This window comes from Chloroflexus sp. MS-G (genome assembly GCF_000735195.1).
In the GTDB taxonomy this organism is placed as follows: domain Bacteria; phylum Chloroflexota; class Chloroflexia; order Chloroflexales; family Chloroflexaceae; genus Chloroflexus.
In genome coordinates this window covers 26,290-51,194 of record NZ_JPIM01000019.1, presented here as the reverse complement: position 1 = coordinate 51,194, position 24,905 = coordinate 26,290, and the positions used below count along the sequence as shown (strand labels likewise).

Annotated in this window: 18 protein-coding genes and 2 pseudogenes; 2 read left to right on the top strand and 18 right to left on the bottom strand. The window is 55.6% G+C overall.

All coding sequences use genetic code 11. From position 1 onward, the window contains the following. Both JE47_RS22110 and JE47_RS0105420 read right to left on the bottom strand, forming a co-directional pair. A pseudogene (locus JE47_RS22110) lies at positions 1 to 1,811 on the bottom strand (hypothetical protein); the annotation flags it as partial. A 1,933-nt stretch (positions 1,812 to 3,744) separates the two neighbouring features. Further along, on the bottom strand, positions 3,745 to 4,059 hold the full coding sequence (locus tag JE47_RS0105420; RefSeq protein WP_031458776.1) for a caspase family protein: 315 nt from the start codon (positions 4,057 to 4,059) through the stop codon (positions 3,745 to 3,747). Between the two features lie 345 nt (positions 4,060 to 4,404). Here JE47_RS0105420 and JE47_RS0105415 point away from each other — a divergent pair, with 345 nt between their 5' ends. Continuing rightward, a complete protein-coding gene (locus tag JE47_RS0105415; RefSeq protein WP_031458775.1) occupies positions 4,405 to 5,445 on the top strand; it encodes a patatin-like phospholipase family protein in 1,041 nt (346 codons plus the stop codon). A gap of 31 nt (positions 5,446 to 5,476) precedes the next feature. Here JE47_RS0105415 and JE47_RS0105410 read toward each other — a convergent pair whose 3' ends face one another. The 16 genes and pseudogenes from JE47_RS0105410 to JE47_RS0105335 form a co-directional block, all read right to left on the bottom strand. Continuing rightward, the gene (locus tag JE47_RS0105410; RefSeq protein ID WP_031458774.1) at positions 5,477 to 6,358 is read right to left on the bottom strand and encodes a DNA recombination protein RmuC; all 882 of its coding nucleotides are present in this window, start codon (positions 6,356 to 6,358) and stop codon (positions 5,477 to 5,479) included. Between the two features lie 34 nt (positions 6,359 to 6,392). Beyond that, positions 6,393 to 7,135 (bottom strand): annotated as a pseudogene (locus JE47_RS20360) (PmeII family type II restriction endonuclease). Further along, on the bottom strand, positions 7,132 to 7,956 hold the full coding sequence (locus tag JE47_RS0105400) for a DNA-methyltransferase (protein ID WP_031458773.1): 825 nt from the start codon (positions 7,954 to 7,956) through the stop codon (positions 7,132 to 7,134). Before JE47_RS0105400 ends, JE47_RS20360 begins: the two are co-directional and overlap by 4 nt. Before the next feature lie 66 nt (positions 7,957 to 8,022). Continuing rightward, on the bottom strand, positions 8,023 to 9,363 hold the full coding sequence (locus tag JE47_RS0105395; RefSeq protein WP_031458772.1) for an RNA-guided endonuclease InsQ/TnpB family protein: 1,341 nt from the start codon (positions 9,361 to 9,363) through the stop codon (positions 8,023 to 8,025). Positions 9,364 to 9,381: 18 nt separating this feature from the next. Next, positions 9,382 to 9,990, bottom strand: coding sequence for an IS607 family transposase (locus JE47_RS0105390; protein ID WP_031458771.1), 609 nt, complete (start codon positions 9,988 to 9,990; stop codon positions 9,382 to 9,384). Positions 9,991 to 10,027: 37 nt separating this feature from the next. Continuing rightward, positions 10,028 to 11,083 (bottom strand): L-threonylcarbamoyladenylate synthase, encoded by a 1,056-nt coding sequence (locus tag JE47_RS0105385; protein ID WP_031458770.1) that lies wholly within the window; start codon positions 11,081 to 11,083, stop codon positions 10,028 to 10,030. Next, positions 11,083 to 13,884: a phosphoenolpyruvate carboxylase gene (gene ppc / locus JE47_RS0105380; RefSeq protein WP_031458769.1), complete on the bottom strand. Its 2,802-nt coding sequence runs from the start codon at positions 13,882 to 13,884 to the stop codon at positions 11,083 to 11,085. The genes JE47_RS0105385 and ppc overlap by 1 nt, the downstream gene beginning before the upstream one ends. Before the next feature lie 4 nt (positions 13,885 to 13,888). Continuing rightward, positions 13,889 to 14,518, bottom strand: coding sequence for a histidine phosphatase family protein (locus JE47_RS0105375; protein WP_031458768.1), 630 nt, complete (start codon positions 14,516 to 14,518; stop codon positions 13,889 to 13,891). A gap of 39 nt (positions 14,519 to 14,557) precedes the next feature. Continuing rightward, positions 14,558 to 15,697 carry an acyl-CoA dehydrogenase gene (locus JE47_RS0105370; protein WP_031458767.1) on the bottom strand — a complete coding sequence of 380 codons (1,140 nt, stop codon included), beginning with the start codon at positions 15,695 to 15,697 and terminating at the stop codon, positions 14,558 to 14,560. Positions 15,698 to 15,760: 63 nt separating this feature from the next. Next, positions 15,761 to 16,531, bottom strand: coding sequence for an alpha/beta fold hydrolase (locus JE47_RS0105365; RefSeq protein ID WP_031458766.1), 771 nt, complete (start codon positions 16,529 to 16,531; stop codon positions 15,761 to 15,763). Next, positions 16,531 to 16,812, bottom strand: a complete 282-nt coding sequence (locus JE47_RS0105360; protein WP_031458765.1) for a 4a-hydroxytetrahydrobiopterin dehydratase — start codon at positions 16,810 to 16,812, stop codon at positions 16,531 to 16,533. The genes JE47_RS0105365 and JE47_RS0105360 overlap by 1 nt, the downstream gene beginning before the upstream one ends. A 422-nt stretch (positions 16,813 to 17,234) precedes the next feature. Further along, positions 17,235 to 17,987, bottom strand: a complete 753-nt coding sequence (locus JE47_RS0105355) for a DsbA family protein (protein WP_035419047.1) — start codon at positions 17,985 to 17,987, stop codon at positions 17,235 to 17,237. A gap of 117 nt (positions 17,988 to 18,104) precedes the next feature. Continuing rightward, on the bottom strand, positions 18,105 to 19,454 hold the full coding sequence (locus tag JE47_RS0105350) for a BCD family MFS transporter (protein WP_031458763.1): 1,350 nt from the start codon (positions 19,452 to 19,454) through the stop codon (positions 18,105 to 18,107). 3 nt (positions 19,455 to 19,457) lie between these two features. Further along, on the bottom strand, positions 19,458 to 20,084 hold the full coding sequence (locus JE47_RS0105345) for a MerR family transcriptional regulator (protein ID WP_236631141.1): 627 nt from the start codon (positions 20,082 to 20,084) through the stop codon (positions 19,458 to 19,460). A 108-nt stretch (positions 20,085 to 20,192) separates the two neighbouring features. Further along, complete coding sequence (locus JE47_RS0105340) at positions 20,193 to 21,023, bottom strand: NADPH-dependent oxidoreductase (protein ID WP_031458761.1); 831 nt, start codon at positions 21,021 to 21,023, stop codon at positions 20,193 to 20,195. 821 nt (positions 21,024 to 21,844) lie between these two features. Further along, complete coding sequence (locus JE47_RS0105335; protein ID WP_031458760.1) at positions 21,845 to 23,824, bottom strand: AAA family ATPase; 1,980 nt, start codon at positions 23,822 to 23,824, stop codon at positions 21,845 to 21,847. 153 nt (positions 23,825 to 23,977) lie between these two features. Between JE47_RS0105335 and JE47_RS0105330 the strand changes: the two genes are divergently transcribed. After that, complete coding sequence (locus JE47_RS0105330; RefSeq protein WP_442856916.1) at positions 23,978 to 24,766, top strand: ABC transporter substrate-binding protein; 789 nt, start codon at positions 23,978 to 23,980, stop codon at positions 24,764 to 24,766. Positions 24,767 to 24,905: the final 139 nt, after the last annotated feature.

The following is a 24,905-nucleotide window of genomic DNA, read 5'->3' as shown; positions in this document are numbered from 1 at the left end:
GCGGCGGCGAGGGCGTCGGCGAGCAGGTGCGGGGGCAGGTGGGGGGCGAGCGCCGCCAGCGCTGTGGCCCGCGCATGCTCATCCGCAATCGCCAGCGCCACCTCAAGCGCCCGCGCCCAGGGCAAAGCGATACCCGCCACCAGCAGCGCCCGTAGACGATCAGCCTGGCGCCCGCTGTCAGGCATCAGCGCAATATGCTCCAGCGCCGCGGCTGCGCTCCATGTGCCCGCCGGCGTGCCGACCTGCACCAGCCCAACCAGCAATTCCGGACTCAGGTTCCCGCTCTGGCTGCGCAGGCTGGCTGCAATCAGCGCGCAGCGCAGCGCCAGCCCCAGATCGCCCTGCTGCTCGGCCCGCGTCCAGAGCCGCTCCAGGTCGCCCAGATAGCCGCTGTTGCTGCCCTCGGCGGCATAGCGCGCCGTCTGCCAGGGTTGTTCAACGCCACTCCCGTCCCTCGTCGGCACGATCGCACTGACCACCTCACGGATCCGCTCCCATTCGCCCACCTCGGCGCAGTGCAGCAGCCAGAAGCGGCGCAGGTATTCGGAAAGCGGCTGATGACGGTCGGCCCACCAGGCGTTACCGTAGTCTACCATCCGCCGGTGCAACCGTTCACGCTCTGTGGGCGGGTAAATCTGTTCGAGGAAGACTTCGCGCAGGCGTTGGTGGCTGAAGACGTAGCTGTGCTCGCCGACGGTAATAATGAAGCGGGCAACCTCATCGCTACGTACCGCATCAACAATCGCGCTCTGGTCGCTAAACACCGTCGGCGCCAGTGCTGATAGATCGTCGCTGGTCAGCGGTCCATACGCGACGGCGCAGAGCGCCAGTAGCTCGCGGATTGCGGCACTCTCCTGGCGTTTTTTGCGCAGGGTTTCGACCCAGTCGCAGAGAAAGGCTTCCAGACCGGGCGGGCGTCGGCTCAGGTCGGTGGGGGATAGGGTATTGCCAAGCAGGGCTTTGATCAGCAGGTTGCAGGTCAGTGGGTCGCCTTCACTGACGCGCTCGAACTGAGCAACGAATGCGGGATCGTCAGCCAGGGCGGCCAGGCGCTCGTCCTGCGCTTTGAGCAGCGCAATCAGCGCGGCGCGGTCGAGATTGCCAAGGGGGAAAGCGCGGGTGCGGTGCGGCTGCCAGCCCAAATGTTCGCGCCAGTCTTCATACCCACGGTCGGCGCGCTGGCGGGCGGCGGCAACGATCTTCAGCGGGCTGTTGGGCGGTACCACGCAGAGCGGACCAACTTTCCAGCCTACCGCTTCGTCAATCCCATCGAGCACCAATAGGCAGCGCGTCTCTGCTGGCAAAGGACGGTTCAGGTAATCGCCGATCATTGCTCGCAGGCCAAACGGTGAACGTTCAGAGCACTGGAACTTGGCTGTATCGTTGTGCAGGTCAGCCAGACCGGCCGCCAGCATTTCGAGCGCCATCTGTTCGCCGGCCGTCCCAAAACGGATGCTGATCGGCACAAAGATCACTCGCCATTCGCCTCGCCGGAGAAGACGGTTAACCCAATGCACGAGGAGCGCCGTTTTACCTCGTCCGGTTGGAGCCACCATCAGAGTGTAGAGCTGTTCGCCACGCAATACACCATCGAGCGCGGCCAGCTCGGCATCGCGGCCGCCAAACACGTTATCGGTGTAGTAGGTGAGCAAACTTTGCACTGCGCCACGCGCCGATACCGGTAGCGGTTGCAAGATGGCCTGGAAGACGATGTTGTGGTCACCGGTGATAAGCAGGCTCTGTGCGATATTGCCGTTAGCCTGCACCGAACGGTCACCACGTGGCTGGTTGTGAGGGGGCTGCGTGTTCATAAGCTATGCTCCTATGTATGGCTACGTTGGCCCTGCTATGCACTGCTATCATTTAGCAATCGTCTGACCCTTCACATCGCCGGTAGAGATCGAATCTCCCGTCTCCATCGCCCTCCCCCTGCTCGCGTTATAGTCTTTGAAGAAATGTAGCAATTCTCATCAATCGTCCGTCGTCGGACGTGAATCCGCACGTGCGGGCTAATGGTTTTTTGAGTGATTATAATTATTCCGCCCGTTTTCGGCAAAGCGTAGACCGCAATTTATTGCGGTCAGTGTGTCGCCCGTTTGCCAAGCCGGTGTACGACAGCGCTTTTACATTTAGACAGCGTAGACCGCAATTCATTGCGGTCGCGGTGTCGGGAGCACGACGCTGGGAGCGTTCAACTCTGTCACATTGGTTCAACCGCTGTGGGAACTGCTATAGTTCTCAATTTTCCATACGCCTTTCCTGACCGCCATAAATGGCGGTCTACGTAGCTGAGACCGATATGAATGTCGGTCTACGGCTTGAGTAGGGCGCTCCTGCCGCACGTGTGCCACGCGGTGACCGCCATTTATGGCGGTCTACGGCTTGAGCCGTTTTCGGCAAAGCGTAGACCGCAATTTATTGCGGTCAGTGTGTCGCCCGTGTAGCTGAGACCGACATGAATGTCGGTCTACGGATTGAGCCGTTTTCGGCACCGCGTAGACCGCAATTTATTGCGGTCACCGTGTCGCCCGTTTGCCAAGCCGGTGTACGACAGCGCTTTTACATTTAGACAGCGTAGACCGCAATGTATTGCGGTCACGGTGTCAGGAGCGCGACGCTGGGAGCGTGTAACTCTGTCCTATTGGTTCAACCGCTGTGGGAACTGCTATCATGCTCACTTTCCGTAAGCCTTCCCTGACTGCCATGAATGGCGGTCTACGTAGCTGAGACCGACATGAATGTCGGTCTACGGCTTGAGCAGGGCGCTCCTGCCGCACGTGTGCCACGCGGTGACCGCCATAAATGGCGGTCTACGGCTTGAGCCGTTTTCGGCACCGCGTAGACCGCAATTTATTGCGGTCACCGTGTCGCCCGTTTGCCAAGCCGGTGTACGACAGCGCTTTTACATTTAGACAGCGTAGACCGCAATGCATTGCGGTCGCGGTGTCGGGAGTGCGACGCTGGGAGCGTGTAACTCTGTCCCATTGGTTCAACCGCTGTGGGAACTGCTATCATGCTCACTTTCCGTAAGCCTTCCCTGACCGCCATAAATGGCGGTCTACGTAGCTGAGACCGATATGAATGTCGGTCTACGGCTTGAGTAGGGCGCTCCTGCCGCACGTGTGCCACGCGGTGACCGCCATAAATGGCGGTCTACGGATTGAGCCGTTTTCGGCACCGCGTAGACCGCAATTTATTGCGGTCACGGTGTCAGGAGCGCGACGCTGGGAGCGTGTAACTCTGCCCCATTGGTTCAACCGCTGTGGGAACTGCTATCATGCTCACTTTCCGTAAGCCTTCCCTGACCGACATGAATGGCGTTCTACGTAGCTGAGACCGCCATGAATGTCGGTCTACGGCTTGAGTAGGGCGCTCCTGCCGCACGTGTGCCACGCGGTGACCGCCATAAATGGCGGTCTACAGCTTGAGCCGTTTTCGGCACCGCGTAGACCGCAATTTATTGCGGTCAGTGTGTCGCCCGTTTGCCAAGCCGGTGTACGACAGCGCTTTTACATTTAGACAGCGTAGACCGCAATTCATTGCGGTCAGTGTGTCGCCCGTTTGCCAAGCCGGTGTACGACAGCGCTTTTACATTTAGACAGCGTAGACCGCAATGTATTGCGGTCACGGTGTCAGGAGCGCGACGCTGGGAGCGTGTAACTCTGTCCTATTGGTTCAACCGCTGTGGGAACTGCTATCATGCTCACTTTCCGTAAGCCTTCCCTGACCGACATTCATGTCGGTCTACGTAGCTGAGACCGATATGAATGTCGCACCATCGGCGCTATACTCACCGTGACCACTGTAGAAGAGCAGTATCGTATCGGGGGGCGTGGTGTGCTTGGCGAGAGTGTCAAGCGCCGTCAGTACTTCGTCGCGAGTAGCCTGCTCGCCGGTGAGGAGCGTCACGTTGGCAGGGGGATAACCGCAAAAATGGGGATCATGCAATAGCATCGCTACCGCTTCGGCATCGTTCACAGTACACGGTACGTTCAGATAAGGCGCAAAGCAGTAATGACCAACACCAACAATTAGAGCATAGCCGTGGGAAAAAGACATAGGCGCAAACAAGACGCGAGCATGTCGTTCGTGATACGAGGAGTATACCATGAAATCATCGGTTGTGAAGCGGAACGAGAAGATAGAAGAAACGGGGAGTGGAGGGAACCGATTCCGCTCCGCTAGTGGGAGAAGATAAGGGTTTGGGGATTGGTAAAGGGTTTCACCTCTAAAAGCATATCCGAATAATCGTCTCACGGTACGGCGGATAAAATCTAACAGATGTACGGGCGCAGCGCCGCTGCGCCTCAACCGAATCTTCTTCTAAGACAGGGTATTCCGGATAGTCACTAAATCGGTCGCAAGTCGCTGTCTGATATAGACAGGTAACGTATAATTGGAATTATGAGCATCATAAACTGGATCAAACACATCCGAGAACGTATTCATCAACCTGCTGTACCATCGGCAGAACGGCGGTTGGGGCTGGCGCTCAGTGGGGGTGGTGGGAAAGGTGCCGCGCACATCGGTGTCTTGCAGGTCATTCGTGACCTGGATATTCCCATTGATCTCATCGTCGGTACCTCGGCTGGTGGCGCGGTGGCAGTTCTCTATGCAGCAGGCTTTGATCTGCCTGCAATCCAAGATGTCTTTCGCCAGAGTGCCCTGCGCCGGATCGCCACGCCTGATCCGAGCGGTACCGGCATCATCGGTCAGCGTCGGCGCGAAGAGATGTTGTACCGTCTTCTCGGTCAGCGCACGTTTGCCGACCTCAGCATTCCGTGCGCTGTCGTAGCGACCGATCTGGTCAGTGGTGAGATGGTCGTTTTGCGCGAGGGGCCGTTAGTTCCGGCGTTGCTAGCAACGACTGCCTTACCGGCGCTCTTCCCACCGGTACCCTACGGCGATATGCTGCTCGCCGATGGTGGTATTCTCAACAATTTACCGGTTGATGTCGCCTATGAATTGGGTGCGCAGCGGGTGATTGCCGTCGATCTGCGCGATGCGCAGGCCGGATTTTCGCTCCAGTCTGAAGAGAACGACAGTCTGTTTGCCCGCTTCATGTTTGCGCCAAAACAGTTTGCCGTTGCACAACGGGCGCTCAGCCTGCTGATGGCCGAGGCGACCGAACTCCGTCTGCAACAGCATCCGCCAGACCTCCTCATCCAGCCGGATGTGACCTCTATTGCAACCCTCGATTTGAGTACGCCCGAAAAGGGGTATGCCATCGGGCTGGATGCGGCGCGTGAGCTAGCCGGTGAATTGATCGATCTCCGATTGTGGCGCAACGGCATCGAACTGGCTGCTCAGTCCAGAAAGCCGCGGAGCCGAACGTACAAGGCGCAAGCGACCAGACTCACCAGCGCTGCCAGCAATCGTATGCGAGCAAGCGGTACGCCACTTGCGAACGGGAAGGTTGACAACCCGCCGCTACCGGTTTCGTGAGTAGGAACACGGCAGTGCCGTGTTCCCATACTTATCCTACGTCTCGCTTGATACGTTCAAACTCATTACTAAGTCGTTTGTATACACGGTCTACTTCTTGCATCTTATTACTCGTATTTCGTACATGTGTAGATAGAGTTTCCCACAAACTTCTCAGGGTCTCAAACTGCTCCGCTAGGTTTCTCACATCGCTGCGTATCTGTTCTGCTTTCTCCGAGAGCCGGTATGCGAGAATTCCGGTTTTAATGAGTGCAAGTTTGTGTTCGAGCGTAAGGGGAGATACTACTTGTACGCCTTTTCTTACGTATTGTTGAAGCATGGAATAGGCGTCAGGTTCAGTAACAAGAAAATAATACACACTTTCAGACGGTAAAAACGCCAGTGCGAACGGTGCCGAACCTTGCTCAGGAGACACGTAGTCTTGTGCAATTTTGGCGAGATGTTTTTCAACATCTTTGAGAAATTGCCTCTTCGCACTCTGTTGTTCCCTTTCATCATTAGTATCAATCATCTTCCGATAATTATCGAGAGGGAACTTTGAGTCAATACAAATATATTCATTTGGCAAAACAATATGCGCATCAGGAATTTTTCCGTTCCGAACGGGCTTCCGTATTCCATAATTGTCGGGTGGCAATTGATCGGAAAGAATAGCTTCCAATGCTATTTCTCCAATTGAACCGCGTTGCTTTGGCGATCGTAGCATTTGATCAAGCGCTCGATAGTCGTTTCTGATGTCTGCTGCGTATGTTGCAATTCGACCGATTTTTTCTTCAATCCCTGATTGATTCCATGCTCGTGAGATAACATGCTCTACGTCTTTTGGCTGTAGACTATCCTGCTTAAAAACCTTGTAGAGAACAACGAGTAAGAGTACAAACGTAATGATCAACATGACTTCTGAGAATGACATCGTTGAATACCCCCTAAGAGTATCGCGGTCTACATTATCTGACTAACAAACGAGCCGAGTTAAATCTGATCAAATTCTCCCAATTTATATCACCATTTTCACAGAATGCCGCGATAAATTCTTGCGTAAATGCGTTTATAATCGCGGCGTAGGCTCGTTGAAACGCTTCATTTCGCTCCTTTGCCTCGAATCCTAGTGGTTCGATAATTTGTGTGTATAGTTCGTCAACACCGCCTGAGATAAATGACCAGAATGCTTGACCACAGAGCTTCTCATAGCCTCCTTTATCTCCATTATCTTGGCCATAACAACAACCATTGACTGCAAAGACTTGAAGTTCAGGATTTAACTTCTTGATGTCTATAATTGCGTCCTGAAAATTTTCGCGCATTTTGCGGATTTGATCGGCATTTCCCCAATTTGGCCCTGACTTGATAGATACCAGATAATATTCCTTTCCTTTTTGAAACTCTAGGTCAATGCTTGGGCGAATAGATTTCCGCCCTTCAAACGTTTCCTGGCAAATGTAAATCGCTAGACCTTCAAGAAACTCACCAAACATAGTTTCTTCTTGTGAAGAGAGATGAGCCTCGAGAAGTGATCGAATCGGATCAGAAGCAACGAGAATATTTTTGCTCGGAACAGATACGGATTTTTACGTTTCAATAACTGCTTTAGCTCTAGATTGCGCAAGCTGTTTAATCTGGACTCGTGAAACGTTCCGATGTGTGCATATACATACTGCCTTACTTTTTCGATCAGGTTTGCATCATTCATAAAAGTCTTGGCGCTTCTCGGGCAATTTCCTCTTCCGCCAATGCAAAATTCTCAGGAAGAATCTCGATGCCGATCGCACGACGGTTCATCCGACGGGCAACTTTAATGGTTGTCCCAGAACCCATAAACGGATCGAGGATCATATCACCTTCCTGAGTGAAGAGTTTGATAAACCACTCAGGGAGCGCCTCTGGAAAGACAGCGCTGTGGCGACGGTTTTTCGTTTCGGTTGCTAAATGGAGCACATTCGTTGGATAGACCATCTGCCGATCCAGCCAGTTTGCTACTCGCTTTCCGAAGCCGCTTCCTACTCTTGAATTATCACGAACCTGATCGGTTTGACTGAGATTCTTGAGTCGTTTATCGGCCCATTGCCCCATTGGTATCATAACCGCTTCTTGAAACATCTTGAAGCGTCTCGTTTTGTTGAACTGAAGCAACCGTTCCCAGGCGTCACGAAACCGATTCGGCCATTTTCCAGGGTAGCAGTTCTTTTTGTGCCAAATGAACTCCTCCGTCCACAACCATCCCTGTTTGCGCAGCGCAAGAATCAACTCAATAACATACGTGTGGCGTTCACCATTTTCCGCTTTTTCCTTGATGTTGAGCATGAACGTCCCATCAGGTTTGAGGACTCGGAAGAGTTCTTGACCGATCGGGAGGAACCATTCCACATATGCATCAGGATGAATCCCCCCGTATGTGTTTTTACGGCGATCAGCGTAAGGTGGTGAGGTAAAGATAAGATCAACTGAATTGTCTGGTATCTCTTTCAATACCTCTCGACAATCACCTAAAATGAGCTTCGTGCTTTCGTTCATAAGTCTTTCAATCCAACACAAATGAAGAACATGATTTCGTATTTTATGCTGTTCTTTCTTCTGCTATCAAGAAAGTGCGCAAAAGTGCGCACACTTCTCTTCCTGCCCCGACGTGTCTTGATGACCACCGTCGTCTCTGACAGGCGTGACTTTCCCGGCTGCGGCGGGGACGGTCCCCGCTGCAGCGCCGCCATTACTGGTCGGACTCGCCACGGGTAGGGCAGTTTCGGTTGCCAGCCGTTTCAGGTTCCGCGCCGCATTGAGGTCTCGGTCATGGCGCTCGCCACATTGCGCACACACCCATTCTCGATCGCTCAACGTCAGCGCCTCGTTCTTCCAGCCACACTTGAAACAGAGTCGGCTACTTGGATACCAACGATCGGCGATGATGAGATGAGTACCGTAGCGTTTCGCCTTGTATTCCACCTGCGAGCGGAACACACCAAAGCCAACGTCAGCGATGGCGCGGGCGAGTCTCTCGTTCGCGAGCATCCCCTTGACGTTTACATCCTCGATCACTAACGCTTGGTTTTCGCGGCAGAGTCGGGTCGTGAGCTTATGAGTAAAGTCCGCTCGGAGATTGGCAAGGCGGGCATAGAGCCTTGCCAATGTCGCAGCGGACTTCTGCCGGTTGTTCGAGACCGGCAGGCGCGTTCCTTTGGGCAGGCAGGCATGGCGTCCAAACCCCGCCATCTCTTTGGCGGCTTCCAGCTTGCGGCTGAGACGCCGACCGCGAATCTTGAGGCGACGCAGCGCTGCGTTGAGCGGCTTTGGCGCTTCGATGACTTCGCCGCTGGAGATCGTTGCGGCAGCCTTAACGCCCAAGTCGATGCCATTGACCTCATGGGAGGTGCGACGCCGATAGCATTGCGCATCGGGCACTTCGACCTGTATTGCCACAAACCAACGATCCGCCGTGCGCGAGACCGTCGCGCCCAGTATCTTTCCTTTGAATCGCAGTTCCTCGGTCATGGCGACGTCGCCGATCTTGGGCAGACGGATCGTCTTGCCGTCCAGACGGAACTTGTCGTTGGCAACATAAAAGCTGTCGCGGCAACGCCCCTTTTTCTTGAAGCGCGGCGCGTGCGCCTCTTTGCCAGCCTTGAGATCAGTGAAGAATCTTTCCCAGGCTTTGGCGAGATGGGCAAACGGCTGTGCGTGTGCGTCCCGGTGAATGTCTCGCAACCAAGGCCGTCCCTTCTCGTCGAGCCACTGTGGGTCGGTGTATTTGATGGCGTTGAACTGCTTTTTGAGCGCCATTGCGTTCGGCTTGCCGCCTGCTGCGTATTGTTTGTTCCATTCATTGAGCGCCCAGTTCCAGACGCGCCGGGCCGTGCCGCAGGCACGCTTGAAGTAGTCGATTTGCTCAGGAGTCGGACAAAGGGCGATCTTGTGGGTTAGTTGCATCGTTTGGCCTTCTTGGCATTACTCATGACTCGCATCCTGTTTTAGCGCTTCGTCCAACTTTTTTCGATAGTTTCTCAAACCGTATCGCCGAGACGAACAACCGTGCACGATGGTCATCACGTCTTGCCCCATTTCCGGTTCGGGAGACAGCCGTTCCTGGGTGAGCACCAGCACTGCGCAACCATGGGTTTTGGCGTCACGTTCGAACCACTCAACGCCGAAACGGGTGAGGCGGTCCCGGTGCGCGAGGATCAGCATCGTGACGTCCCGTCGCCCGATCTCGTCCATACGGGCCAGAAACCGCTTGCGCTTGAAGTTCAACCCGCCGCCCACTTCCTCGATACACTCAACCCCCGCCAATCCCTTCGCCACCACGACCTCTTCCAGCACGTTGCGCTGATTCGCCAGGTCCGGCTTCTGTGCCACACTCGATACCCGACAGGAGGCGACCGGCGTGGGTGGCGCATGGTTCGCCTGCCGCAAACCGATGACCGCACGGATCTGCGTCTCAGGGGAGAGACGGCGGTTGCTGTCCATCAGCCTTCCTTCGCATTCCCAACGCTGCAACGTCTTGACCGAGACACCAAGGAGTGTTGCGGCTTTCCCTGTGCACATGGTGTTTTCCATGAGCACCGTTATACACTATCGCGTACTAGAAGTCAAGCTAGAGTCCGGCTCCGTCAATCACGATGACCCGCGTCGCTGCCCGACGCAGTCGGTCGCGGAGGGCGCGACCCAGGCCGGTATCGTCGAAATCACGGGCAAACATGCGATCGGGTTTGCGCTCGTCGAGTGCGCGCAAGGCGGCGTAGAGCCGTCGCGCCATTGCCTCTGGATCGGCGGTTGGGCCGAGCGATTCGACCTCTGCCGGTAGATCACGCATGAGCGCCAGGTCTTCCTCGGGCAAGAGTAATCCGATGCGCATGCCGCTGGCAAGTGCTTGTTCAGCCTCGGCTCGCAGGTGCGCTCGTGCGACCTCTGGTCGGCCACTAAAGAGCCACAGTTCGTGATCGGGAGCGTAGTGACGCTCAAGCAGTCCAGGTGAGACCAGACCCTGCGTCTCCTCGGTATCAGTCTTGAACGAACGATGAACCTCGATCGGGCCAATCAATGCTGTTAATGTTTCAAGGCTCACTCCGCCAGGACGCAACAGCGTAGGTGGGCTGGTGGTACAGTCAAGAACCGTCGATTCGATCCCGATTGGGGTCGGGCCGCCATCGATCACGGCAGCGATCCGTCCATTGAGGTCGGCTAGAACGTGATCGGCGGTGGTTGGACTGGTGTGACCAAAGCGGTTCGCACTCGGCGCGGCGACCGGTACCTCGGCGGCCTGCAAGAGTGCTTGCGCGACCGGATGGGCAGGTACACGCACTGCTACTGTCTCGCGCCCGGCAGTGACCGCGAGCGGAACCTGTGGATGCCGCGGGACAATGAGCGTGAGCGGGCCGGGCCAGAAGGTAGCCGCCAGTTGCGCCGCCAGTGGCGGGATGCTGGCAGCAACGTGCGGCAGATCACGACGATCGGCCAAATGAACGATCAGCGGATCGCTGGCCGGACGGCCCTTAGCGGTGAAGATCGCCTGCACCGCTTGCTCGTCAAGCGCGTGACCTCCCAGTCCATAGACGGTTTCGGTCGGGAAGGCGACCAATTCACCGCGACGGATGAGCGTAGCGGCCAGTGCAATTGCTGCGGGTGATGTATCGAGTCGTTTGGTTTGCATCAGCCTGTATTTTTCAAGCCGGCTGCGATGCCGTTAATCGACATCAGAAGCACTGTTTCCAGTTCAACCTGTTCTTCGGGTGGCGCAGCCCGTAAACGTTTCAGCAACTCGATCTGAATGAAACTTAGTGGATCAATGTACGGATTGCGCTGCCGAATCGCACGTTGCAGAACAGGTTGATGTGCTAAGAGATCGTTCTGTTCGGTGATCTGGCAAATCATCCGTTCAGTGCGCCGGAATTCGTTCTCAATTTGCTGGAAGATGCGTGCGGCAAGCTGTTGATCCGGTACCAAACCAGCGTAGGCGCGAGCGATGTTCATGTCGGCTTTTAACATAATCATCTGCGCGTTGTCGAGCAGCGTGGTAAAAAACGGCCAGTGGCGGTACATCGTGCGCAGCAGATGTAGATGATTGGGATCGGCTTCGGCAAACTCTTCCAGCGCACTCCCCAGCCCAAACCAGCCGGGCAACGTGTGTCGGCTTTGCATCCAGCTAAACACCCACGGAATGGCGCGCAAGTCTTCGATCCGGTCACTCTTACGCCGCGAGACCGGACGTGATCCGATCCGTAAGCGGTTGAATTCAGCAACCGGAGTTGCGTTGCGAAAATAGATCAGAAAATCAGGGTCTTCGTAGACTAGACTTCGATAGACAGTCCGCGCCGTTTCGGCCATACGCTCCATTGCGGCAACCCACTCTGGTTCGGGGTGGCGAGCCATGCCGGGGAAACCGGCGCGGAGCACGGCATTCACCACCTGTTCGAGATGGCGATGAGCAGTCCGCGGATCGAGATAGCGATCTGAAATCATCTCACCCTGATCGGTCACTTTAATCTGACCGTGAAGCGTACCCGGCGGTTGGGCCAGAATCGCCTGCCCAGCCGGGCCACCACCGCGCCCAACGGCACCACCCCGACCGTGGAATAGTCGTAAACGGACACCGTGCCGGTCGGTGACGGCTGTCAAGGCAACCTGCGCCCGGTAGAGTGCCCAGTTCGCAGCGACAAAGCCACCCTCTTTGTTGCTGTCAGAATAGCCGAGCATCACCTCTTGCAGATTATCGCGGAGTGCCAGATGTTCACGGTACACCGGCAATTGCAGTAATTCGTCGAGCAAGAGTGGTGCCCGTTGTAAGTCGTCACCGGTCTCGAACAGTGGCACGATATTCAACTGACTGTATTGGCCGGGCTGATACAGGCCGGCATCACGGCAGAAGAGCAAGACGGCCAGCAGATCACTGACTTGGCTGGTGGTTGAGATGATGTAGGTCTGAAAAATCTCGGGATCGAGCTGTTCGCTGATCGCCGACATAACGCGAAATGTTTCCACCGTCTCTGCCGTTGCCGGGCTAAGGTGGCTGAGGCGGCTAGGGGTGAGCGGGCGGGGTCGCCGAATTTCGACACTCAGTACTGCCACTCGTTCAGACTCATCGAGAGCTTCATAGTTACTCACGACACCGGCAGCAGCCAGGATTTCACTCAGCGCAGTGGTATGCCGACTCGCGTGCTGGCGCACGTCGAGGGTGGCGGTGTGCAGACGAAAGGCGGCTACGTTTGTGCGGACATCGCGGAGCAGGCCATCGGCAATTAAGGCGCCGCCATTGTTGCGCAGACTGGCATCGATCAGATCGAGATCGGCTAACAGTTCACGACTATGGTAGTAAATGTCGCGCATACGCGGGGGCTGCGGATCGGCACCCCAACGAGGGGTATGGTGTAAGGTGTAGTGCAGTGTTTTCTGCAAGCGGGCTTGAATGAAGTGACATAACTGACGGTACGGTTCGCAGCGGTAATGTGGGTTGAGCGTTGCCGCCGCGTCAGGCATCAGTTCACGGTACTCGGCAATCCGGTCGATGATCGCAGTATCAACCTTCACCTGCTGTACCGACTGACTGAGATCGGTAATCAGGCGATCAAGGCATCCAATCAGGTAATGCAGCATTGCGCTCCGCATCAGACGCACCGTCTCGACCGTGACTTCTGGCGTCACAAAGGGATTGCCATCGCGGTCACCACCCATCCAGCTTCCGAAGCGGAGGAAAGGCGGCAGATGCCACTGATGGTCGGGGTACGCGGCAGTAAGCGCCTCGGCAGTCTCACGGTAAAGGAGTGGCAACAGGTCCCAGAGCACCGTCTGAAAATAAAACAGACCGTTCTCGACCTCATCGAGCACTGAGGGTCGCCGGTTCCGAACATCATCACTCTGCCAGAGACCAACGATTTCGCGTTCGATGGCCGTGATAGCGGCCTGACGGTCAGCCGGTAAAACCAGCCGCTCCCCGAATGTCAGATCGATCAGCCTATCGAAGATGCGGCGCAGCTTGATCAAAATCGTTCGCCGTCGCGATTCGGTAGGGTGTGCGGTGAGTACCGGCATGATCAGTGCGTGATCCAGCCATTCCTGGATTGCTGCTGCCGGTACTCCATGTTGCTTTAGCAGATGGATAGCGTCGGCGATGCTCTCAGCACGCGGCGCAGGGGCATGGCGCACATCGCGAGCACGCAGTGCCCGTAAACGTTCAACCCCTTCGGCCAGATTGACCAAACCGAAATAGAGGGTAAATGCCTTAACCAGACTTTGTAACTGCGAGAGGCTGAGGTCAGCGATCAGGCGCGGCAGGGCATTGGGATCAGTTTGCGTAGGAGCGTTACGCAATTCCTTCGCCATACGGCGCACCTGTTCAACAAGGTTCAGCGTTGTTTCGCCGTGCTGTCCGGTAATTACCCGACCAAGAATATCACCCAGCGCCCGAATGTTTGCCGACAGCAAATCATGTTCAACAGCAGTCGTTCGTCCGCTCATACGTCTACTCGCCGCCTTCTACCACCAGGTCTTCAAGGTGGGCGACATCGTTCATCCGTAATAGCCGCCAGCCACTTCGCCCGCGGACGATTTCGCTCAACGAACCATTGTCGAGCCATAATTTACCGAAGTTTACCAGATCAAGACCGATAATATGACAGAATAACGCCCGAATTGAGCCACCGTGCGAGACCACGATAATCGTTTCACCTGTCCGGTGGGCCGCCTCGATCTGCGTGAAAGCCCGCAGAACTCTTGCCTGGAGTTGGGCATAACTTTCACCGCCGAGGCGAACGGTATGCGCTGGGTCACGGTCGTACTCGCGCATATGCTCGGGAAACCGCTGATACAGCTCTGTTGGCGTTAGCCCTTGCCACAACCCGACATCAATCTCGCGCAGATCGGGCATTGCAATCGGGTGGAGATGAACATACTCACCAATAATCTCGGCAGTTTCCCATGCGCGAGGCAGATCGCTACTGTAGAGTGCCACCGCCCCACTGCGAGCCAGGCGCTGTCCTACCCGACGTGCCTGTTCACGGCCGTGCTCATTGAGCGGGATTGGCGCCTGGCCCTGATATTGCAGTGTTCGATTCCACGGTGTCTCGCCGTGTCGCACAAAAATCAGACGCATAGCTTCTATAAGAGCGACGCAGCGCCGCCGTCTGTTTGATCAGCGCACCAGTTCACGGCTGATCACCAGGCGCTGAATCTCACTCGTTCCCTCATAAATCTCCGTAATCTTGGCATCACGGAAGAAGCGTTCTACCGGATATTCCTTTGAATAGCCATTCGATCCGTGGAGTTGCACGGCCTTTGTGGCGACCCACATTGCTGTCTCTGAGGCAAAGAGTTTCGCCATTGAAGCATCTTTGATAAAGTCAAGGCCCTGATCTTTACGCCAGGCAGCTTCGTAGGTGAGCAGCCGCGCAGCCTTAATGCGGGTTGCCATATCGGCGAGCGTAAAGCCAACTGCTTGGAATTCGTGAATCGGTTTGCCGAATTGTTCACGCACCTTGCTGTATTCCAGAGCCGCCTCGAAGGCTCCCTGCGCAATCCCGACCGCTTGTGCGGCAATCCCGATTCGTCCGGCGTTGAGGATGGTCATCGCGATTTTGAAGCCCTGACCCTCTTCACCAAGACGGCGCCACGCCGGTAGACGGTAATTGTCATACGCCATCTGGCAGCTATGAGCGCTGCGAATGCCCAGTTTGTTTTCAACCTTGACGACACGACAGCCGGGAGCGTGGGTGTCAACCAGGAAGGCGGTGATTCCTTTGGTCCCTTTGCTCGGATCGGTCATTGCCATCAGAATGATGGTATCGGCGTGATCGCCGTTGGTGACCCAATTTTTCACACCGTTGATGATATAGTAATCGCCATCACGCACGGCAGTGGTGCGTTGAGCGGCAGCATCCGACCCAGCGCCTGGCTCGCTGAGCGAGAACGCACCAAGCATCCGACCACTGGCAAGAGGTGTCAACAACTCACGCTTTTGCTCTTCAGTGCCGAACTTCTCGATCCCGTAGCAGACTAGCGAGTTATTCACCGAGGCGATCACGCCCAGCGAGGGATCGACCCGTGATAATTCCTCGATCACGATCGCATACGAGACATAATCCATCCCAGCGCCGCCATACTCCTCGCTGACAGCAACTCCCATCAGACCGAGTTCACCCATCTTACGTACCAGCTCGGTCGGCCAGCGAGCGTGTTCGTCTCGCTCGGCGACGGTTGGTTTGGCCTCTTTTTCGACAAACTGACGCACCATGTCGCGCAGCATCAGTTGATCTTCGGTAAGCTGGAATTCCATGATCGCCTCCTCGGTAGATATAAAATTGTCCTTCTTTTGACCGCTCTTTCCATTCTACGTGAGCTACTTATTGCAGGCAAGCAGCAGGTGTAAAAGCTGATCGGACAGGCGGTCAGGTGCTTCCAACATCGGCATATGACCAACATCGGTCAGGAGATGGTGGGGAACACCAAGCCCAGCCGCCAGCTCGGCGCCGAGTTTTGGCGGCGTCAGTCGATCATCAGTTCCGGTGATCACCAGTGCCGGACAACGAATTTCGGCCAGTCGTGAACGGAGATCAAAACCGTCACAGGCGCGGAGATCGGCCAGTAAGAGTTCCGGATCGAGCGCGGTATATTCGGCCAGGGCATCGGTGATCAGGTCGGGGCTTGCTGTTGGGCTGAATAACCAGTTGACCAGCGTTGTGATCGCTTCACGGCGCGCCGCGAGATCACCGGCCAGCCCGGTGAGTAGCGCCGGAGCGACACGTAAACGGGCTGCGGTGCTCACCAATCCCAGCCCGGCCACTATGTGCGGCGCGGTCAACGCGATCTGCAATGCGATGGCGCCACCCATTGAATGACCGACGACAAGTGCTGGTGGTAAGCCGAGAGCCTGGTGCAGCGAAATCACGTGCAGAGCATAGTCGGCAATCGAAATGGACTCGCTCGCCGGTGATCGTCCATGGCCGGGTAAATCAACCGCGATCATCTGGATGGTCGACGGCAATAGGGTAAGCAATCGTCCCCAATGCCGACTACTGCCACCGGCGCCGTGAATAAAGATGAGCGGCAGCCCGGACGAACCACGCCGCATCACAAACAGATCACCGGTTGTCGTGTTTACGAGTGGCATTAGCCCATGATCTCATCAATCGCAGCCGCCAACGCAAAGTCTTTTTCGGTCAATCCACCCGCATCGTGCGTGGTCAGCGCCAACCGCACTCGATTATAACGAATATCAATATCGGGATGATGACCGGCTGCTTCGGCCAGAAATGCAACGTGGGTCACGAAGGCAATCGCGGCGGGGAAGTTCGCCAGGCGGAAAGTACGAACAATCTCGTTGTTCTCAAGACTCCAATCAGGGCGCTGCGCCAACTGTTCGGCAATTTCAGCATCACTTAGCCGTGGCATAGCTGTCTACACTCCTTTATTACAAGAACATTCCGCGAGCAGGAAAACAGGTTCTCAGCACTGTGTATGATACCACAGAGTGGTTAGTGGTTGTCAGAGCGTGATTAAATACTAATATCTCCGATAGAGCCGATTCAGAAGCATTGTGATAGAACCAAGATTCAGAACGGCTTCACTCGATTACGGCTCACCACTAAGTTCGCTCTCTTCCGAACTGCTGTAATGGGGTCACGCCGATGTCACTGCCATTGTCACTGATGGGGTACGGCGCCGATAATGGGAGATCGGATTGCCACCGTCGGTACGATCTGTCCACCCGAATGTCCACCATTGAACGTATCGATGGGATGGACAGGCAAATGGCGGTAACACGGACTACTGCCAGCCAGGAAAAACCTGTTGAGAAACCCTATTCGCAGCCCCTACTGTCTAAGCAGTTGCCGGATCAGGCCGGCAAAGTTCTCAAACGGCAAAGCGCCCCGCACGATTTGACCATTGATAATGAAGTTAGGGGTCGAATTGATGCCCAGCCGCGTTGCTGCCTCGATCTCGGCGCTAATCGTCGCTTCAGTCGTTGGATCGTCGAGGCAGGCAGTCAATTGATCGGTAGCGATCCCCAGGTTACCGGCCAGCTCGATCAAAGCTGCCCGGTCACGACGCGGGACGCCACCCCATTCGACACCGTGGCTCTGGAAGAGCAGCTCGTACATCGGCCAGAACTGGTTCTGCGCCGCCGCGCAGTGGGCAACACTGGCCGCCAGTACTGCCGAAGGGTGGATCGATGTCAGCGGAAAGTCGCGCACCACCAGCCTGACCAGGCCGGTCTCGACGAATTCACGGATCAGGCGTGGCCGGGTTTCACTGACAAAGCGGGCACAGAACGGGCATTCGTAGTCGGTGAATTCGATCATTAACACCGGAGCGTTCGGATCACCCAACGCCCGCGGATCATCAGCGGTCAGATTGAGGATCTCGATCAGATCAATAGGTGGTGAAGGTGTTACCGTTGGTCGGCGTAATTCATCGGGTGCTGGCGGCACTGTCGGTAGACCCTGGAGGGCGAGTTGGGTCTGACGGATTTCTACCGCTGAACGGGTTGGTACTGGTGGTGCAGCACTGCCACAACCGACGATCAGGAGAACGAATACGATTGACCAGTGTTTGAGTACTTGCATAAGGTTCCGGCGCAAAATAAAATAATGGCGGTTCGCCGTCTCGTCCTCACTCAACGCTGAGTGAGGACGAGCAGCGCGATAGGTTGTCGTTCTTTATACCCGCATCAGGCTGTGGCGTCAACCATCTGCAGCCGCTAATGTAACAGTGGCACCGAGTGGTTTTGCTTCACCACGGGCAAAGCCAGGGACATCAACCTGTTGCAAGATCGCGATACAGGCGATCAGGCCAATCGCCTCTAGCAGAAACACACTGGCGTAGGCAATGGCATACGACCCGCTGATGCCGAGTGCAACATCGCGTACCGCACCACCGGCAAAAATCCCCAGACCGCGGAAAAGGAGTTGGGTCATCGACCAGAGGCCGAGGTAGGCTGCCGCATGGCGTTCGGTGGTCATTGCGGCTAAGAGCGAAACCGCTCCTACGGTGTAAATACCAAAGCCCAGGCCAAACATCACCAGTACCGGGATTAGAAGCACCTGCCATTCTGTGACTGCCAGAACGCTTAGGAGAAAGAGCGGCAGAGCAGTCAGTGCCAATCCAATCTTGGCTACTCCGGTCTGCTCGTGTGCAGCGCGATGGCGGGTGAAATAGACAGTTGCCAACAGACTGATCACGACACCAATGCCCCAATAGGCATTGAAGCGCGTGGTCTGGCCGTTATCCAGCCCAAACACATCACCGCCAAACGGTTCGAGGACTGCATCCTGGGCAAAGGCACTGACGGCGCCCAGAGCCAGAAAGAGGAAAAAGCGGCGTGCTCGCACATCAGACCACATCTGGCGTAAGAGGGGCAGGAATGGCTCAGGTGGAGTTGGATCAACACCGGCAGGTACGCTAGCCGGTTTTTCAGCACCCCAGAGAGCAAAGGCAATAAAGCCAAAGGCAATCGCCATGCCAATCAACACCAGGCGCCAGAAGCTCTCCTGGTCGTAGACCGGCATCAGCAGACCATAGACCACACCGGCTACCGGAAAACTGATCACCAGGAAGACCTGCACAATAGCCAGGGCTTGCCCACGGCGGGCTGGTGGTGCGCTATCACGTACCAGACTGAGGTACGTACTGCCAGAAATAAGGGTACCGACGCCATAGATGAGAAAGGCGAATAGCGCTAACGTCCAACCTGCCACCGATGCGGGATCGGTAGCCAATAACGCGGTCACAATTGGCAGCAGCGGGAGCGAAAGGAGCATTGGCAAGCGTCCTCCCCAGATGAAGGGCAAGCGACGTAACGTACCGGGGGGACGGAGATCAGAACGGTAACCCGCCCATATACTCAGCGGCGCCAATAGATACCGCAAGGCCGAAAGGAGCGCGACCGGTGTTGCAGGGAGAGCCAGATCCGTGATCAGTACGCGATTGAGCACTCCTGAGGTCAACAGATCGATAAATGATGAACCGATGTGAAAGGTGCCCAACTTGAGCGTGCGAGGTACGTTCAGACGTTGATCGGTGTCGGTCTTCACAGCTTACTCCTCCGTTTCGTATCCATTAACGACTGCCAGTTGTACCTCGTTGGCAACCCGACTGATTCGGCGCAGCAGGCGAGCACTCTCTGACGGTCGTACATGCGCTTCTTCGGGAAGGTCCATCGTCGCTTCAACCAGCGAGTCGCGGAAAAACAGCGCGGCGGCGATGGCATCGCTCAACGAGAGACCAGCGTTACGTGCCAGACGAGCATAGCTCTGGCCGACTGCGCGTGCTTCTTCCAAGAGTGGACTTTGCTCGTCATGGGTACTTACGTACCGCAAAATAATTCCCATCAGTTGCTGACCGACTCGCCGCCATGCCAGCCGTTCCTGTTCACTCATCGTTGCCATCCATGCCGGCACTGAGGGCGAATGCGCTAGTTCAGTGCGTGTTTGCGCCAGCGCTTTGCTGGCGAGAACGCTACTGATCGACTGGGTCGGCAATGGTCGGCGTGATGCCAGCGCTAAAATGTCGGCACGCGCAAAACGACGATGACCGCCCGGCGTAATGTACACCGGTACCGCACCTTCATCCGCCCAGCGCCGGAGCGTCGAGGCGTGGACGCCGAGTAACCGACTGGCTGCCGATAACGAGAGATAGGTTGGTGCTTCCTTGTCGTCCATCATCGTAATCTACATAAAGCTGCATAAAACTACATGTTAAAGTATAACATATCTCCCGCCAGGTTCTTCACTACCAGGCGGGAGAGCGAAATGATCGTGCGAAATGTTGTCTTATTTCAACCGAAAACCAAGGCGGTGAAGGACCTCGCGCAGCACATCGCGACCCGATAACGTATGTGGTCCGGCTACACGGCGAGCCGAGTGATCGACCCAATCGCCTTCAACGTTCATCTGTTGAGCGGCGTAGAATGCTTTCATTGTCTCATTGTAACGCTCTACTGCTGGTGGAATCTGTTCAGGTCGGTATACTTCACGGTGAAGAACGGCATCCTGCGGAAGGCGCGGCTTGATGGCCGCCGGTCGAGCGGGGTTGGGGCGGCCAACGCACATCCCGAACACAGGCATCACCAGTGGAGGAAGCTGTAACTCGGCGGCTACTTCGAGTGGGTGATTGCGAATAGCACCGATGTAGACAGTGCCAAGACCGAGCGATTCAGCGGCAACGACGGCATTTTGGGCGGCGAGTGCTGCATCGATGACCCCAACTAACCACATTTCGAGGTAGTCAAGACCTTCGTGCGGCATGTGACGGTCTGCTGCCGCCTGAGCAATGCGGGCTAAATCGGCTAACCAGACAAGAAAGAGAGGGGCACGTCGAATCTGGTTTTGATCGCCCGCCAGGGTCGCCAACCGATGTTTCCGGTCGGGATCGGTGACTGCTACCACACTCCAGGTTTGCAAGTTTGAAGAAGTAGCAGCCGACTGCGCAGCGGCAATCATGGTTTCAAGCGTCCCTTCTGGGAGCGGCTCGTTGCTGTATGAACGTACCGAGCGGTGGCTCAGTAACAGGTCGATAACCGGACTGCTGATAATTGATGGCGGAATATCGTTTCCGTAACGTTGGCGTAGGAGTTCCTGAGTTGTTATTGTGGTCTCGGTCATACGTTGTTGTTCCTCGTCTTTGTTGCTGTCATGTCAAATATACTACGGATTATACTCGATAGCTTGACATCGATGTGACGCAACTTCCACTAGGGATGAGGTGACTCCTCCCAACATCGTTCAACCAGGGGGAAGCGCCTCTTTCAACGCCGCCAGGCCAGGGGTAGATAAGTTTTGGAGACTGAGAGGGGTGGTTAGCGACGGTATGTGGATGGAATGAGGAACCCACTTCAACGGCGGCGAAGATGGGCATGAGTATGCGCCAACAGTATGCAGGTAGGTGGGAACCCGTCTCAACGGTTGCGAGGAAGAGTAGAGGTGTACGGCGGTGACACCAAGAGAGTGTCTGAAATGTATCTGGTTGAGGGTTTTGATGGATACGTGATGATCTGAACGAACAGAACAGACGAACATCATATCCTACCAACCTTAGAGATTGGCAACAACGGCGATGAGGCACGTATGCAGGATCAGGACGATCCCCAGACAATGGGTTAAAAAGGGGGGAGAGCGATTTCAGGCATTAGGACGGGGTATCGATATGGGAGACGGGGCCGGAGATGCAGCGGTGCGGCATCAGGCTCTGCTTCAATTCCCTGAGCGTGTCTCTGAATATTCCCTTGCTGACCAAGGATTGACGGAATGATTGGCTTGCTGAAGTCAAGTCTCAGTGTTGTACATAACTCAACATTTTTTCAGACGCGCTCTAAGAGCCTATCCAAATAATCGTCTCACGGTACGGCAGATAAAATCTGATAGATGGACGGGCGCAGCGCCGCTGCGCCCGTCTTCTTCTACGTCAGGGTATCACGGATAGGCTCTCAGTTGCCCGAGTCAGGTGCCGACGACTGTTCACCTGCCGGATCATCTCGACGTTGGGCATCAATAATCGTGATCTCCGGCTTCGGTCGATTTGGTGTTGGCAGCGCAACCGTCTCACGGCGACGGCGAACCAGCGTGGTTTGCGAGCGGTTCAGCGCAGCAGCGAAACCGAAGGCTGGTCGTTCAGGCTTCTCGTTTGGCGGCAGATACGGATGCTCTGCTTCAACACGTGCCAGTATCTCTTTCACATCAATGTCGGTCAGCTCATTGCGCAGGATCAACGCTTCAGCGATAGCGATCACGGCCATGCGGTTCTGCTCGAGCATTTGCTTCACGATCCGGTACTGCTCTTGCAGAATTGCTTCGACGCGCGGTTTGACATCGGGTGCCGACAGTCCCTGCATTCCAAACAGGAGATATGAGAAGAAGCTGTTATCCATACCGTAGGCGCCGACCATCATGGCAGCGATACCGGTAGCACTCTGGAGATCGCTGGTAACGCCGCTCATTTGCGTGCCAAGGAAGAGTTCCTCGGCTGCTCGGCTGGCCAGCGCAATCTTGATCCGATCAAGCAGCTCTTCGCGGGTGCGGGTATGAATCTCCTCTTCAGGTTTCCAGGCTGCGAAACCGAGTGCATTCCCGTGCCGCACGATGGTCACTTTGGTCAGCCGCTCTTTCTTGAGCAGTTTCACGGCTGCATAAGCATGACCTGCCTCGTGGTAAGCGATACGACGCCGCTCTTCATACGACATACTACGGATCGGTTGCTTCAAGCCCCACTCGTGAACCTCGCGAGCCTGAGTGAAATCCCAATAGTTGATCGCCGACCGGCCATCGAAGTGCGCGTGGATTGTCGCTTCGTTGATGACGTATTTGATCGCCACGGGTGTATAGCCTATTGTATCGGCAACCATGCGATCAATCGGCATTGGTTCGTGCTTGACTTTACTCAGGTAATATTCGATCACCTCACGGCGACCATCAGCATCGGGTGGCTCTACTGCTATCTTGCGGTCGAAACGACCAGGGCGGAGGAGCGCAGCATCAAGAGTCTCAGCTAGATTGGTAGCCGCCATCGTCAGCACGGGGGGCATCTCTGCCTTTCCACGACGCAGGCCAACAATACGGAGGAGTTTCCCCCACCAGGTTTGCTCCTGTGGTGGTGGATCCATCTGGAGCAACAACTCGTTGAGCAGGCTGCTGCCGCCACCCATCATACCGCCGACCCCCATCACCACGTTCTCGCGGTTGTTCATTCCGGCGCCGGCTGCCCCTGCGCCCATGAGATTTGGGCTACGAGCCATCCCGATAGCGTCAATTTCATCAATGAAGAGGATGCACGCACCGTACTCACGCGCCAAACGACGAGCCTTGCGGTACAGGTTCATCACCTTAATGTTGCCCATACCCATCCATGCCGAGAGCAGCGATGGGGCGCTGAGATAACCAAACGGCACGCCAGCTTCAGTAGAAATAGCCTGTGCCAGGTAGCTTTTCCCGGTACCGGGCGGGCCAACTAGCAGAATGCCACGGGTAACTTCGCCACCCATCTGTTTAAACTCTTTGGCCCCCTTGAGCAGGGTTACCACCCGGCGGGCAGCTTCCAGGACTTCTGGATTACCACGATAATCCTTAAAACTCACTCCAGTCTCACCGGGTTTTACCCAGTAAATGCGGGTGCGGGCCATGAAAAAGTACATGAGCCAGAATTGAAAGCCAATGAAGAAGAATAGATAGACGGCTACCGGGATGATTTGTAGAATAATGTTACCGATTTCACCGGTGATGATGACATTGAATATTCCCGGTAACAGATTCACTGCCAGCCAGACACCGATGGCCAAAAACAGCATTGCTCGCAAGAACCGGAAAAGTTTCCAATTCCAGCGCTCGAAGAGTTTGGCGATCTTCTTTTCCAGCTCTTGCTCGCGGTTGGCAGGATTTTGGTCAGGGGTTGGGCGGTAAGGCTCGATTGCCATGCACGACTCCCGTTTTTCAGGATAACTAAACTAAATCAGGACAGCACCAACGAGTATAAGGGGACTTTTATAGCTACTGTATAATGAAGTATACCGACGGAAAGATATTCGGTCAAGGCAAAAAAATGAGAAAGCTCTAAGGAAATGCGAGTGGTGCGCTGGCGACGATGGATCGATGCTCTGGCAGTGGTCATTTTGCTGGCTTACGGTTGGTTGGCATTGAGTGTACAGAGCGGCACAGCGGCTATTGATCCGGTTTACGCCAGCATACGCGAGCAGGGTATCTTGCGGGTCGCCGTTGATGTCGGGTATCGGCCATTTGTCGAAGAGCGTAACGATAAGCTGGTTGGCTTCGACATCGACCTGGTGCAGGCGCTGGCAAGCGAGTTGGGGGTAGAGGTGATGTTCGTGCGAAGTGGATTCGATGCGCTGTACGATCAATTGACCAGTCGCCAGGCCGACCTGATCGCCTCAGCATTGCCATATGCGCCGGAACAGGGGTACCGCGCCCGATTTTCGCGTCCATATTTCGATGGTGGGTTGATGTTAGTAACTCCTGCCGAGAGTACGATTACCGGTCTCGACGATCTTCGTGATCGCGCAATCGGTGTTGTGTTGGGGAGTGAGGGCGATGCCCTGGTTCGCCGGTTTGCTTCGACGGCGTCGGTGGTTCGTTACACCGCCGATGAAGTCGGTCCTCTGGTTGATGCGCTACGATCCAGCGTGATCGATGCGGTGATTCTCGATCATGTTTCCGCATTAGGTGCCGTAGCCGCTGGCGATCTCCGTATTGCCACGGCCCTGAGTTATGAGCCGTATGTGTTGGCGATGCCAGCAGCAGCGTTTCAGCTTGAGCACGAGATCAATCGTGCTCTCGCCCGTTTGGAAGAACAGGGTGTGCTGATCGAGTTGCAGCGTCGCTGGATGATGCATGATCGGTGAGGCGCTACCGATAGTTCCCGCATTCACGTAATCATTTGGATGCGCTGCCTCTAGCTTACCGAGCAGAAAGAGAAATGAGGAGAGGGGGATAGATTCACTCACTACTAACCCCGTCGTCTCCCGTCAAGAAGCAGTGAAT